The sequence below is a fragment of the Psychrobacillus sp. BL-248-WT-3 genome, assembly GCF_012843435.1.
Taxonomy (GTDB): domain Bacteria; phylum Bacillota; class Bacilli; order Bacillales_A; family Planococcaceae; genus Psychrobacillus.
On sequence record NZ_JABAFC010000011.1, the window covers coordinates 81975 to 96277 of the forward strand.

Sequence of the window (14303 nt, forward strand, 5' to 3'; positions counted from 1 at the left end):
CCATTAAAGATGTGTTAAGAACAGATTAAAGTATTTAAAATCATTTAGTTTTATATTGGTCTAGTATTTTACCGATGTGTTCCATAATAACTTCTGTAACTTCATCTGCAGAAGCTCTTCTTTCTCTGTACGGCTCCATATCTATAACTTCTCCAAAAACTATTTTTAAACGTCTAAAAGGTTTATATGGCCCAATAATTGCACATGGCACTACGTTTGCATTTCCTCTAAGGGCAAAAAAACCAGCACCACTAAAACCTTTTCCTAGCTTTCCATCCTTACTTCTTGTTCCTTCTGGAAAAAGACCTACAACCTCTCCTTCTTTTAAAAGCTTTAACGCTTTTCGAAGCGCATCACGGTCGCTCATTCCTCTTTTTACTGGGAATGCTCTTACGCCCGGTAGTAAACTTTTTAATACAGGTATTCTAAAAAGCTCTTCCTTTGCCATGAAGTTAACAGGTCGTGGTGCGTTAATCCCAACGACAGGAGGATCTAAATTTTCTATATGGTTTGAGCATAGTAAAATCCCTCCCTCTTTTGGGAAATTTTCAGCCCCTATTACTTCAAATCTATATATTGGTTTTAACGCTGCAAAAACAATTGTTTTCGCAAAGGAATACAGTTCCAATTAAACCATCCTTTCTTTTGCCAACTGCATAATCTTATTAGAAACTTCATGAATCGTAAGAGATGTGGTATCAATGAAAATAGCGTCTTTTGCTTTGATGAGAGGAGATGCTTCTCTCTCGCTATCCAATTTATCTCTTAATGCTATATCATGAATTAATTCTTCTAAGCTTGTATGAATTCCTCTTTTTTCGTTTTCTAGAAATCTTCTGTTTGCTCTTTCTTCAACACTTGCAGACATAAATATTTTAAGTTCAGCATTTGTAAGGACGTGTGTTCCAATATCTCGTCCATCCATTACCACTCCGCCAGATTTACCCATCTCAATCTGTCTTTTCACCATTTCTTCTCTTAAATCAGCATGTGCTGCTACAACTGATACGTTCGAAGTGACTTCTTTTGAACGTATTTGGTCCGTTACTTCCACGTTATCTAAAAACACAAGTTGTCCTTTAGAAGATGGCTTAAGCTCAATAGAGGTATCTTTTAGAAGCTCAGTTAGTTTGCTTCCATCTTGCAAATTTATGTTAAGTTGAAGTGCTTTATACGTAATTGCTCGGTACATTGCTCCTGTATCCACATATGTATAACCTAATAATTCAGCCGTCTGCTTCGCTATCGTACTTTTACCCGCCGCTGCTGGACCGTCAATCGCTATTTGAATTTGTTTCATCATTTTATCCTCCACTCTATTTGCCTATATTTTATCACAGAATAATACGAAAAAAAAAAGCCTGTAAATACAGACTTTTAACTTAGTCCTTTTTTTCGCATAAGCAACTGTCTTTCAAAGCAAAAACGAACGATTTGTTGCCTGTCCAAATCATCTGTATTCGTAAATTGTAAAGACGCAATTTTTAACGATTCTCTCTCCCAGATGCGTATGACTAAAGCAGTAGTAAATACATATCTCATTTCTCCATTATTAAAAGATAATGGAATAATTAAAGATACCTCATCTCCACCACTAAATTTCACTTCCTCATTTAGAATGATGGCTACCCCACCCGCACTTATGTCATCAGTTACCGATTGATATTTTTCATCTCCAAATTGAATAGCAATATCAATTGGTGATACAACTCTTACAAAATTACGACGCTGTATTTTCATAAAGTCTTCCGTGTCAGGATAAGACAGTCTTATCATTGGAATTTGTCCTAACTTTCTTCCTAACACTTCTGTTGGAAAAGCAAAGACAGATTTCGTTTCTTCTATAAACGTGGCACGTAACTGAGTACCTTCCATCATGACAACGGTTTTGTTGGTAATAGTATCTATAGGATAATCTACATATATAAAATGATCATCCATATCTACTACTTTACAACGATATTTCTCAGCCTTCTCTGTGAAAGTTGGCTCAAGTATTAAATTTGTTCCTAGTTTAATTTGCATAATTTTTACCCTCTTAAATGTCATATTAATTTTATTATGACATTTAAAGAGGGAGAATTCTATATATTATTTTAAGGTAATTTTTCTGAATGCAGAATCTCATGTGATTCTGTATCAATATACACTCTATATGTTCCAATGTCTTCGCTTCGAGTTAGTAACTCATATGCTAGACGCTGCTGTAATTGATCATTCTCAACGTAAGCCATTTTTGCTTCTTCTATTTTTAAATTATCAGCGAATATGGTTTTATAATCTAAAGGAATTACTTTTTGTTTAGCTATTTTTTCCTCTTGAATGTACTCCATTGCATTTAAGCCTAGTAATTCTCCATTGTCTTTTGCAATTTTTAATTGTAATCCATCTGCATAAACGATTGCATCATTTTCTGCGTCCTTCCGAGCAAACGCTAAATGCCACCCAATGTGGTTTTCACGGAATTCTATAAGCTCCGTATCTGTATACCCTAACTTTTTCATATAATCCAAAGCATTTTTCTTCATGCTTTCCGTATCAATAGTATTTTTATCAAAAGGTCTTTCCATTAGAAAGGATAATAAATGGCCTCCCTTTTTTGTAAAATCAGCGTAACCAATACGAATGTCTTTATGAAATTCAATATGGTAGAAGGGATATGGAGCATCCTTTCCACTTTCTGTAACATAAATTTTGGCATCCGCAAGTTCTGGAAAAATCTTTGCAAACTTTGCTTTTACATCCTCTACGCTTACTGGTTTATCCGAAATATGTTGTAAGTCTTTTTTCTTCTGTTGATCGGTTTCACTTGCTGTCATTGGAAAATCGCTTTCCGTATACGCTTTTACAGATGCTCCAAGGGATTTCCAATTCTTTTCGTTTTCTTTATTAACTTTATTTTGTACAAAGGAACTAACAATGTAATCTTTGTTTCCATCGTTTCTATTTGTGAATGCCCATTGGTCGGCTAAGCTCCTTAAATTTTCACGTGCACTTACCATATTTCCTTGCCACTCTTCGATTGGTACTTTTCCTGTTCTAACTTGAGTAGCTCCATTACCTATTCTCGTTAAATAGTTCAACCAGCTTGAGGAAGTTTCCTGATCTATAGGTAGCCCTGAAATAGATGCTCGAATATCTGAAGACAGTCTCCATACATCCTCCAGCGGACGATCTAATGACTCTTTATCTTTAAATATCAATGTTTCATCAATGGAATCACTTAATTCAGTCAGTTTTTCGGAGGCAGAATTTAATTCATTAGAATATTGACTTGCTAAAGCATTTTTAAGGTTGGTATTTTGTTCTTGTACTGAAAAATGATAAACAACAAATACGGCAAGAGCAGCTATAGCGATTACCCATCCAAATTTTTTCATATAGTCTCCTTATGAGCAAAAAATATGCTGTCCAATTTTTTTGATATGTGGTCTTGACCAGATCCACTTACTAGTAGCAGTTTCAGGATTGAAATAGTAAATTGCGTTTTCTGAAGGATCCCATCCATTTAATGCGTCTAGTACTGCTTCTTTAGCTCGCTCGTTCGGCTCTAGCCAAATTTGTCCATCAGCTACTGCAGTGAATGCTAAAGGTTGGAAGATTACTTCACTAATAGTATTTGGAAAGTCCGGGTGTTCTACTCGATTAAGGATTACCGCTGCAACGGCTACTTGCCCTTCATACGGCTCCCCTCGTGATTCTCCATAAACTGCGTTAGCAATCAGCTTTAAATCTTTTTCACTATACTTCGGTGGTAGCTGCATATTTGTACTTTCAGGTTTTTTATTATTCGCTTGTTGGTTCTGGTTTGTATTTCCATGTACTGAGAAACGATTACCCTTATTGATTTGATCATGTACATATTCTTTGTCAAACTTTGTAGCCTTCACTAGCTTGTCCTTAGTTCCTTGTCCTAAAAGACCATCCACTGGCAAACCAAATGCTTCTTGGAAGTTTCGAAGAGCCCAATACGTGCCATAACCAAATTTACCGTCAATTTCCCCGGTGTAATAGCCTATGTATTGTAATCTGGCTTGTAATTCAATTACATCGTCTCCAAATGCTCCACGCTGAACAGTTTGCTCGGAGAACGCTTGAGTAGTTTGCTCTTGAGTTAAGAACATATAGCTAGCTGTAAAAAAGATTACGCCAATAAGAACATATTTTAGCTGTTTCATAAGTCATCTCTCCTTTTTAACTAGCTTGGTTAAACAGGAGTGATTTATACATGATAACTTTCATGAAAACAGAAATTAAAAAGTGAAAGCTTTGTTAAAGTTATTGGTTGATTTTTACTGACAATTTAATAGTGAATGTAAACATAAAAAAAGGAACATTTTGTTTATGCGAGTAAATTGTTTCGATTTATAGATGCTAAAGCTGTTCCCATTTATTGATTGGAGCACCAGACGACTTCAGCGGGGTGAGGGCTTATCGCTCACCTCGCGAAAAAGAGTCCAGCTGGGGCTGTAATCAATTCTACTCTCTGATTTAAAGATTTCTTTGCATTATAAATCAACCCTTCCTTTTGAAATTGCCAAAGTAAAATTCCATATAAAAAAGTCATGACCTATTTAGTCATGACTCTTACCTTTTTAAAGTTAGTTAGGATCTTCCCTAATAAAATATTCGTGTTTTTCAAATCTCGTTCTACGAGATAAAATATGAGTTTGCTTTACTTTCGACAAGCCAAAAACCCATAAGAATAACATAAACGGAACCATCAGCAATATCTCTAACCCCGTGAAAGTCAGTATGCTATTATAGATAATGTGAAGAAAGAGCGGCGCAATTAAAGCAAAGAAAAGTTCAAGCCTTATTTTTTTTATAGAGGTAAACTTAGCTCTACCTATATAATATCCCATAACTACACCAAATAATGCATGGCTCGAAACAGGTAACAAAGCTCTTAAAAAAGCCTCTCCCATTCCATAGTTCAAAAGATATAAGATATTTTCTACGGTTGCAAATCCTAAAGAAACACTCGCACCATAGAGAATTCCATCATACGGGTCATCAAACTCAACATGCTTATATAAGGCCACTATTATTATTAGCCATTTAAAAAATTCCTCTAATGTACTTGTCACGAGGACATTCCGAAAAAAAAGAGAAGTAAACAAATGCTCCTCGTTTAATACGTGCTGGATAAACATAATTGGGAATGTTAATATAGCACCATAAATAAATGTATGTAACAAAAGCCTTGAAGGTTCTTCGGCAATTTCTCTACGAAGATAGAAATAACTTAAAAGCGCAAGAGCCGGTGCAATCGCACAGGAAAGTAGTACGAACATGATCTTACTCCTTCCATTTTACTATTTATATTATACATTAATTTCTTCTCATTTTGTTAAATTTCTGGAGGTTATATCAATGAAAAATATCTTACTTATCCATACCGGCGGAACTATTTCAATGCAGGTAAATGCAGAAACAGGTGCAGTAGTACCTTCAGATAGCAATCCATTACTGGTAGAAGCAGATAAATTAAATAGCCTAGCACATATTATTGAGCTAGAAATATTCAATCTTCCTTCCCCACATATAACTCCCTTTGAGATGTTCCGTATAAAAGAATTAATTGATCAATATATCGATAAAGGTGAAATTGATGGAGTGGTGATCACTCACGGTACAGATACTTTAGAGGAAACTGCATATTTTTTAGATTTATCGATTGGACCAGCCATTCCTATCGTGCTTACTGGGGCTATGAGGTCTGCTAATGAAATAGGATCAGATGGCTTATATAATTTAGTGTCAGCTATCCAAGTCGCTTCATCTGATGATGCAGTTGGAAAAGGAGTTTTAGTTGTATTAAATGATGAAATACATACAGCGGTAAATGTTACGAAAACACATGCCAGCAACGTCAGCACATTTCAAAGTCCGCAATATGGTCCTATCGGATTTATCTCTAAGTCTATTGTATATTTTCATCACACCCCTAATCATCAGCCTGTTTTTCCAATTCAGCAGATTAACAAGAAGGTTGCTTTATTTAAAGTCTATGCAGGGATGGAAGCGGATCTCTTAGAAGCCGCCGTAAATATTGGATATGACGGGATAGTTTTAGAGGGGCTGGGCCAAGGCAATGTACCACCTAGCCTAGTACCAGCAATTCAAGATTTATTGGCTAAGGACATCCCTATCGTTCTTGTATCGAGGTGCTTTAACGGAATTGCCCAAGACGTTTACGGTTATATGGGTGGCGGGAAAGGTTTAAAGGATTTAGGAGTCATTTTTGCTCAAGGATTAAACGGCCAAAAAGCTAGACTAGCTTTACTAATTGCCTTAAATCATCCAGATCCAAAACAAACCCTCCTTAGTATATTTACTAGGTAAGATAAAAAGTCTTTAATGATTCAATATATACCAGCTTAATAAACGCTCTGAGCTATGTAACTCCGTGTACAGACCTAACAAAAGCTCTCAAAAAAACAAATACCTCGAGAGATTTTTCTCTTGAGGTATTTAAGAAATAGTCCTTTCCATTCGCAGCTATAGCATAAAAATGAATTCACTTTCATTTGAAAAGAAGAAAAGTCTAAATACTTTCTTCTTTTCTTTTAATTTCTTTAGCTATCAGCTCGCCATGGAAGCGACCGTTTTCTATAAAAATTTCGTTTGCATTATTTCCTGCTGCTATTACTCCTGCAATAAAAATACCCTCCACATTTGTTTCCATGGTTTCTGGATTATGAGATGGTCTTCCACTTTCGTTATCAATGGCTACTCCCATTTTTTCTAAAAAAGAATGGTCAGGATGATAGCCCGTCATAGCAAAAACAAAATCATTTTCAATGTCGAACTCGCCCTCTAATCCTTTTAATGTCACTTTGTTTTCTTCAATCGATAAGACCTCCGTGTTAAAGTGCATTTGGATTTCGTTATTTCTTACACATCCCTCGAACTCCGGTAAAACCCATGGCTTAATGCTTGAGGAGTATTGTCCTTGACGATATACCACTGTAACATTTGCTCCTGCTTTATTTAGCTCAAGCGCAGCATCGATTGCTGAGTTTTTACCTCCAATTACTAAAACATTTTGGGAAAAGTATGGATGTCCTTCTTTAAAATAGTGAAATACCTTCGGAAGATCCTCTCCTGGTATTCCCATGTAATTAGGATGGTCGTAATAACCTGTAGCTACTATGACGCTATTAGCTTTGTAAGAGCCCTTAGAGGTAGTCACGTGAAAATGATCGGTAGACTTTTCAACACGTTCCACTTGCTCATATTTGTTAACCTGAATATCTTTACGTTTCACTACCTCACGATAATAAACCAAAGCCTGATTTCTTTTTGGTTTTCTTTCTTCTACGATAAAAGGTACATCTCCAATGGAGAGCTTTTCACTCGTACTAAAAAAAGTTTGATGAGTAGGATAGTTGAAGATAGCATTCACCACATTTCCTTTCTCAATAACGAGCGTTTCTAATCCCATTTCTTGAGTAGAAATTGCTGCTGATAGTCCACAAGGACCCCCTCCAATTACCAATACATCTAAAACTTGTTCCACGTATAAAACTTCCTTTCTTACTATATGTCTATCTCTCCATGTTATGAAGGGTTATGATATGACACTCAGATTTAGCTCCTAAGCGCAGTGGCACCCCGGTAGTACCAAATCCATTACTTATTAATTCTGCACGATTTTCTTTTAATCGGTAGGAACCTTTCTCATATATACCAATAGGTCCTATACGAATTTGTCCGCCGTGTAAATGCCCAGCTAGCATTAGCCGAGGCTTACTTACCTTGAGAGCGGAATGGAAAAATGCCGGTGCATGACTAACAAATATGAGAATATCCTTTTCTTCCACCAGATTAAATGCATCTGCAATAATTACTTTCCCTACAAACCCATCATTTATCCCTACTAAGCGAATAGGCATCTTTCCTTCGGAGATCGTGACAGAAGTGTTATTTAACATTTGAATGTCTAGCTCTTGAAATATAGACGATAAGTTAGCTTCGCCTACTTCACGATCATTATTTCCAAAAACATAAAAAACAGGACCAAGCTTTTTTAATTGTTTTAAATTGAGTTTTGTCCTCATCAAAGGTACACCCTTTTCTGTCAGGTCCCCTCCTATGATTACTAAATCTACCTTTCCAATGATGCAATGGATTAATGTATCATCTATTTTCCTGCGATGTATATCAGAAATAAAAAATATATTCAGTTGTGTCCCTTTTGGCATTTCTTTCACAAGGAGCTGATGTTCTTTTACATTCGTTTGAAATGCTAGAAAAAGCATGTAAAGGAAGAGAATGATACCTGCAATAACAATGGTGATTCCTATCGATAACACTTATTATATTCCCCCTAAACCCAATAAGAAAAGCAAAAGCTTCTATACCTTACCCGTAAATCATATCAAAAGTTTAGAATAGCCCTTAAGCTACTATATTCCTATTTGACCACGAGGTTCAAGGCAAAGCCAAACTATTCACTTTACCCTCTTCCAAGCAAAAAGACAGGGAATGGCCCCTGCCTTTGAACCGATCTATATTACTCATCCTTGTCTATATGTAACACCCGGAAGCCTGATTTTTCTAGGTCATGGATAATACGATCTAATTTCTGTTCGTTATCAATCTTAAGAACGATTCGACGCACAAGCTTGTCAGTTTCATCAAAAGTAACTAAGGATATTACTGAAGTGTGATACTTGTGAAGAATATCAGACACTTTCAAAATTCTTCCTTCTGATTCCACCGAAGTAAAGGCAATTCGTGTTCCCTTCGTATTCATTCCAAAGGCACTCTTAAATTGATGTATCGTATCGTATCGAGTGACAAGACCTAAAAATTTCTCATCCTCTACTACTGCAAGAATTGGAAAATCATATAATTTCATAAACGCTTGCTCGAATACATCACTTGTTTTGACAAAGGTATCTTCCCTAGTCACTACATCTGACACTTTTGTCTGTTTTAAAAACGTTTCTTTATCTGTATCACTGTAAAAATACGCCTTATATAACAGATACTTATTGAACATCCCCAAGTATTTTCCAGACTCAATAATTGGTAGGGCATCAATATCCTTAGCTTCCAGTTCATTTAAAGCATCCAATACGGAAGATTCTCCACTAATCGTTAAGCATTTTTCCTTCGGGATCATAACACTTTTTACAAACATGCAAACACCTCTTTCTCTATAGGTCTATACTTATATATTCTATAAAAAGGTTATTTATCCTGCTATCTGTACATTATGGCAGGATTAATTTTTGTCCTTCATAAATTTCATTCGAAGCTAGACCATTTGCAGCTTTAATTTTTTCAACTGCTTCTGGATTTTTATAGTAGTTCATTGCTATTCGGTATAAAGTCTCGTTTCCTTTAACAATATGCGTTTTAGCCTCGGTTTTAGGCTTTTCAACTTTTTCTTCCTTCTTAGGTTCTGCCTGCACTGGTGCTTTCGGTTCTTCCTTTTCTACAGGTGCAGGTGCTACTGCAGGAGTTGATTGAGCAACCTCAGTAGACTCTTCTGGCTTTGTTTCTTCTATTTTTTCTGTTTGAACTGGTTGTTCGGTAACCTCTTCATCTTTCTCGTCTGTCTCATTTGAATTAGAGATTGGTTTTGTTTCCACTTCAATTCTAGCCTCTTCGGTCGTTGTCTCTTCTTTATCAGGCACATAGATAAACTGGACGTAGAGTAAAAAACTTGCTGGCAATAATATAAAAATAGCAAATAAGGTTGGTAAAAGAAGGTTCTTTTTCTTTTTCTTCTTACCAGTAGCATTTCTTCTGCTTCTTCTCAATTCTGATGATTCATTTTCTACCCCAATGGATTGTCTATGCTCTTCTATTTTTTTTTGATAATCATCTTTACTCATTTTTTCAAACTCCATTCTTCCACTTATCTACTACTATTATGACGAATTTTGTTGAAAATGTAAATGTTGTTAAGAGCTATAAGAGACTATTTAATCTACTTTTCCAGTCAAGTTTAGTAGTATTAACAGTGGTTTTTTCGTGTAGCTGAAATATTTCCTGAAGATTTAGAGTACATTTTGAACAACAATTTTTGGGCTTCCTTGTTAACCTTTGACCAAAATGTGCTAATAATTGTTCCCTTATACAAACCTCATTCTGTAAAAGGGTGTACAAATCTTGTATTTCTCTCCACTTTTTTTGTCGAATACGTTGAAAAAGATTAATGGTTTCTTGTTGGGATAGCTCCTTTTTCCAGTAATCTAGTATTCTTTGTGTCGTTTCTGATAAAACTACCTGATTACTTTTCCGATAAGCAATTTCAATATCCTGTTCCTCTGGAAATTCTTGCATGGCTACAAAATAGGCTTGTTCTACATCAGATTGCATATAAAGAATCGTCGCAATCGACTGTTTCCCGTCCCTCGCAGCCCTCCCTACCTCTTGCATATAGTTAGCGATAGAGGTTGGTATATGATCATGAATAATTTGCCTAATGTTGTCCTTATGTATTCCCATACCAAATGCGTTCGTGGCGCAAATCCAATCTAGATGTCCTTGCTGGAATTGCTGCTGGATAAGAATACGATCCTCTTGATCCATTTTCGAGTGATAATAAGCAACCTTTACTCCCTTTTTTTGAAGCTCCTGGGCATAAAATTGTGTTTTCTTTCTAGACTGGCTATAGATAATCCCAGGACCAGTTGTGTTAGTGACTCTATTTATGATCCAGGTCAGCTTTTCTTTTTGGTTTTCTACCTGATAGGATTCATAAGCAATATAAGGCCGATCTAAGGAATGGATATACTCAAATGGCTCTTTCATTAATAATGTATGTTCAATGTCCTTTATCACTTCATTGGTAGCAGTAGCAGTTAAAGCCAGCACGTTCACATGTCGGAATGCCTGAAGTGATTTAGAAATTCTTAGATAATCTGGTCTAAAATCAAACCCCCATTGAGAAATACAATGCGCTTCATCTGCTACTATGAACGCAATTGAAATACTAGAAAGCCTTTGTTGAAAATACTCGTTTTGCAACATTTCTGGTGATGTAAATATAAATTTATATGTTCTCAGTCGAGATAATGCTTCTTCTCTTTGCTCAAAGGATAAAAAGGAGTTGATCGCCACTACTCTTTTTTCACCTAGCATTTTAAGCTGCTCCACCTGATCCTGCATTAAGGAGAGCAATGGAGAAATGACTAGGACTGCTCCATCAATTAAATAGGCGGGCAATTGGAATAATAATGATTTCCCCATTCCCGTCGGCAAAATAGCTACAACGTCCTCTCCCGACAATACTCGTTCAATAATTTCTCTTTGCCCTTCTCGAAATTCTGCATAACCGAATCGAGTTTGAAGTATGTGCTGAAGCTGATCCATTTTCATACACTCCTTTCAAGAGCTAAAGCTAATCTAATTTGAAAATAACTTAGTTCTGGTAAACTATCTCGGATTATTTTCAATTTTTTCGTTTTATTTTTAGTTGAGATCATCAACACTCGATGTATATCCTCTTCTGAAATAAAAGGTGTAAGAGACATACTTTTATTAGTAGAAGCGATTTCTATTAAATGATCTTCTATCGTATTTACCTTAAGAGATCTGATAGAGGCGATTTCTTGTAAAGAATAGCCTTGTGTTAAAAGCTGTTCTGTTTTTAAGGCAGATTGGGTCAAAGGATTATGTACAAAAATATCTTGTGCTAATTGGGTTAAATCAGGATGGTCTACTTCATTTAAGTTAGTTAAAATAATGTGTAGCGCTTCTACAAATTGAAGCTTCATATCTGTAACTGAGGAATCGTATGCCATAGCCAGCTGATCCCACGTCAAACCACTTATTTGATATCCACTCAGTCTATAGATGAGCAACGTCCGATGATTTTCCCCGAGACTTGGATGCAATAACAGGTGTTCAAGTTGGTTTTTAAAGCTTTGCTGAAACTTGTCAGATTTATAATCTCTTTCTCTTAAATAGCTTTTGACGAATTGGTGAACAAAATAATCCTTCTGGTTTGGTATAAATCTTGATTCATTGTTCTTAAAGTGGGATAGTGTTTGCATGACTAATTCTAATCTTCCCCAAAAAACTTTTTCATTTCCTCTTAATAGCCATCCATTAAACAGCGGATTTTTATAACCCTTTAGCTGAGCTTCCCCTTTGTCACTGACCTTTAGCAGAGTGTCCTGCTGCTCAATCCAGCTGTATTCGTAGAGCTTAGATAGCTCCACTTCATATTCTTCCTTTGTGAGTTTCGGGTAAATAGAGAAATATTGATGCAAACTAAAATAAGTAACATCTTGAATTGTTTGACCTGATTTTTTTCCTTTTAATAAGTAAAAAGAAGCCATTGCTGACCGCTCTCCATTAAAACTTTGTATGATATTTAGTAATAGTTGGCTAAAATACAAGTTAAATACCTCACAGTTTAAAGTATTTTTGTTGAAAAGTAATGAAAACAGCTTTAGAATGAATAAGATAGCTAATTCGTATAAGTAGAATTAAAGGAGAGAATATACTAATGGCAAAATACACTATAGTAGATAAAGATACATGTATCGCATGTGGAGCTTGTGGAGCAGCTGCTCCAGATATATATGACTATGACGATGAAGGTATCGCCTTTGTTATTTTAGATGATAACACGGGGACAACAGAAGTTCCAGAGGAATTGATGGAGGATATGGAAGACGCATTTGAAGGCTGTCCTACAGATTCCATTAAAGTTTCAGAAGAATCATTTGAAGGCGACGCACTTAAATTCGAATAGTACAGTAAAGGCCAAGAATATGAGTAACTCATATTCTTGGCCTTTTTGTTTTTATAGACAAGATTACAACCAAGGTTCCGTAATCTAAAATTTATTAAATAGTCTTTGGTACTTTAAACGATTTACTAACCTTATCTAGCAATGGCTTCATTCGTTTAAATAAAACGATCATGACGATAGTCACTAGAATACCTTTTATAAGGTTGAACGGTAAAATACCTAATATAATTGAATTAAATAAAGCTGTTCCTGTTTTTGCAGGGAAATTTAAAAAGTACGAATACATTGGTAAGAAAACATAATAGTTTAACAAGCTCATACCAAGTGCCATACAAATAGTCCCAACACCTAAACCGTAAGCAATCCCTTTAGAAGATGATACTTTACGATAAATAATATAAACAGGTGTTATAAACAAGATACTCGTTGCAAAGTTAGCCATATGACCAACTGGAACGCCTGTAGGACTTCCTGAGAACAACCAATCCAACACGTTTTTCATAAGGGCTACAAGTACCCCTGCAACTGGTCCCATAGTGATTGCAGCAATTAAAGCTGGAATATCACTAAAGTCAATTTTCAAATAAGCTGGTAAAACTGGTAACGGAAATGCAAGCAGCATTAATACGAAAGAAATACTACTCAGCATGGCGATTGCAATAAGCATTCGCGTCTTACTTTTTGCCATAAATCCTCTCTCCTTTTGCGATTCACTCCACAAGAAGAAAGGTTCAGCTTGTTATCCATACTCAAAAAATCCCTTAAGCATTACGTTAGCTTAAAGGAGAAAAAGGTACACTTAAATAAGCGTATCCGTATAAGAGCATACGAAAAACAGCTGCACCTTCACCTTCTCCCATCCAGACTATACTGTCGGCTTTGGAATTTAACCAAATCCTGCCATTAACGGCTCGCGGGCTCAAGAAAAAAATCTTCTACTACCGCCGATCGGGAATTTCACCCTGCCCCGAAGATGAATCAATATTTTGTTGTCATTCAAGAATATCTTGAATTACAATCATTTTATCAAACTATATTAATATATGCAATACAACTGTTTTACTTTAAGCAAATTATTGATGCCATGGAAAGTGGGAACCAATTATTGAGTTTGGGAAGGGTCACCTGGATATAATAGAGGTATTTGTGCGTTGGAATTCATGCTACCGGTGATATTTTTCCGGGAACGGTGATAAATGCCTCACGAGCGGTGATAAATCTTCGTGAACGGTGATAAAAGGCATTTTTCTTTGACTCTTCTCAAATTGTGCTACATAAACAGAAGCAATTGTCACTTAAATGACGTTTACGCACCTAAGATTCAAAAAGTGTCACCTAATCCATTCCCAAGCGCACCTAAACTATCCAGTTGTGCTACATAAAATCAACCACCCGTCACCTAAATGACGCTTACGCACCTTAATATCAAAAAGCATCACCTAAACCACTCCCAAGCGCACCTAAACTATCCAGTTGCGCTACATAAAATCAACCAAGTGGAGAACGTATAAAATTTTGTGTAAATGACCATAACTTTCCTATAGGAGATGATCATTATGCAAAATTACGAAAATAT

Annotated in this window: 15 protein-coding genes and 1 riboswitch; of the genes, 2 read left to right on the forward strand and 13 right to left on the reverse strand. The window is 36.0% G+C overall.

Translation table 11 applies throughout. From position 1 onward, the window contains the following. Positions 1 to 40 precede the first annotated feature (40 nt). From HF876_RS08255 to prsW, 6 genes are all read right to left on the reverse strand, one after another. Positions 41 to 628 carry a lysophospholipid acyltransferase family protein gene (locus tag HF876_RS08255; RefSeq protein WP_169359587.1) on the reverse strand — a complete coding sequence of 196 codons (588 nt, stop codon included), beginning with the start codon at positions 626 to 628 and terminating at the stop codon, positions 41 to 43. Next, entirely contained in the window at positions 629 to 1303 is a 675-nt protein-coding gene (gene cmk / locus HF876_RS08260) for a (d)CMP kinase (protein ID WP_205964054.1), read from the reverse strand. Between the two features lie 74 nt (positions 1304 to 1377). Further along, a complete protein-coding gene (locus HF876_RS08265) occupies positions 1378 to 2025 on the reverse strand; it encodes a flagellar brake protein (RefSeq protein ID WP_169359588.1) in 648 nt (215 codons plus the stop codon). Between the two features lie 71 nt (positions 2026 to 2096). Continuing rightward, entirely contained in the window at positions 2097 to 3380 is a 1284-nt protein-coding gene (locus HF876_RS08270) for a PepSY1/2 domain-containing protein (RefSeq protein WP_169359589.1), read from the reverse strand. Between the two features lie 9 nt (positions 3381 to 3389). Continuing rightward, a complete protein-coding gene (gene sleB / locus HF876_RS08275; RefSeq protein ID WP_240949706.1) occupies positions 3390 to 4124 on the reverse strand; it encodes a spore cortex-lytic enzyme in 735 nt (244 codons plus the stop codon). A 477-nt stretch (positions 4125 to 4601) separates the two neighbouring features. Continuing rightward, positions 4602 to 5297 carry a glutamic-type intramembrane protease PrsW gene (gene prsW / locus HF876_RS08280; RefSeq protein ID WP_169359591.1) on the reverse strand — a complete coding sequence of 232 codons (696 nt, stop codon included), beginning with the start codon at positions 5295 to 5297 and terminating at the stop codon, positions 4602 to 4604. 79 nt (positions 5298 to 5376) lie between these two features. On the opposite strand from prsW, the gene HF876_RS08285 reads away from it, so the two are divergent. Further along, positions 5377 to 6348: an asparaginase gene (locus HF876_RS08285; protein WP_169359592.1), complete on the forward strand. Its 972-nt coding sequence runs from the start codon at positions 5377 to 5379 to the stop codon at positions 6346 to 6348. 202 nt (positions 6349 to 6550) lie between these two features. On the opposite strand, the gene HF876_RS08290 is transcribed toward HF876_RS08285, so the two are convergent. From HF876_RS08290 to HF876_RS08315, 6 genes are all read right to left on the reverse strand, one after another. Then, positions 6551 to 7525, reverse strand: coding sequence for a YpdA family putative bacillithiol disulfide reductase (locus HF876_RS08290; protein WP_169359593.1), 975 nt, complete (start codon positions 7523 to 7525; stop codon positions 6551 to 6553). A 28-nt stretch (positions 7526 to 7553) separates the two neighbouring features. Then, positions 7554 to 8321 (reverse strand): metallophosphoesterase, encoded by a 768-nt coding sequence (locus tag HF876_RS08295; protein WP_169359594.1) that lies wholly within the window; start codon positions 8319 to 8321, stop codon positions 7554 to 7556. A 200-nt stretch (positions 8322 to 8521) separates the two neighbouring features. Then, positions 8522 to 9154: a CBS domain-containing protein gene (locus HF876_RS08300; RefSeq protein ID WP_169359595.1), complete on the reverse strand. Its 633-nt coding sequence runs from the start codon at positions 9152 to 9154 to the stop codon at positions 8522 to 8524. Positions 9155 to 9227: 73 nt separating this feature from the next. Continuing rightward, positions 9228 to 9854: a LysM peptidoglycan-binding domain-containing protein gene (locus tag HF876_RS08305; protein ID WP_169359596.1), complete on the reverse strand. Its 627-nt coding sequence runs from the start codon at positions 9852 to 9854 to the stop codon at positions 9228 to 9230. 76 nt (positions 9855 to 9930) lie between these two features. After that, entirely contained in the window at positions 9931 to 11337 is a 1407-nt protein-coding gene (locus tag HF876_RS08310; protein ID WP_169359597.1) for a RecQ family ATP-dependent DNA helicase, read from the reverse strand. A gap of 2 nt (positions 11338 to 11339) precedes the next feature. Then, positions 11340 to 12308, reverse strand: coding sequence for a YpbB family protein (locus HF876_RS08315; protein WP_169359598.1), 969 nt, complete (start codon positions 12306 to 12308; stop codon positions 11340 to 11342). Between the two features lie 170 nt (positions 12309 to 12478). On the opposite strand from HF876_RS08315, the gene HF876_RS08320 reads away from it, so the two are divergent. Continuing rightward, the gene (locus HF876_RS08320) at positions 12479 to 12727 is read left to right on the forward strand and encodes a ferredoxin (protein ID WP_169359599.1); all 249 of its coding nucleotides are present in this window, start codon (positions 12479 to 12481) and stop codon (positions 12725 to 12727) included. Positions 12728 to 12821: 94 nt separating this feature from the next. On the opposite strand, the gene HF876_RS08325 is transcribed toward HF876_RS08320, so the two are convergent. Next, positions 12822 to 13415, reverse strand: coding sequence for an ECF transporter S component (locus HF876_RS08325; RefSeq protein ID WP_169359600.1), 594 nt, complete (start codon positions 13413 to 13415; stop codon positions 12822 to 12824). Between the two features lie 156 nt (positions 13416 to 13571). Beyond that, positions 13572 to 13706: riboswitch (FMN riboswitch) on the reverse strand. Between the last annotated feature and the right edge of the window lie 597 nt (positions 13707 to 14303).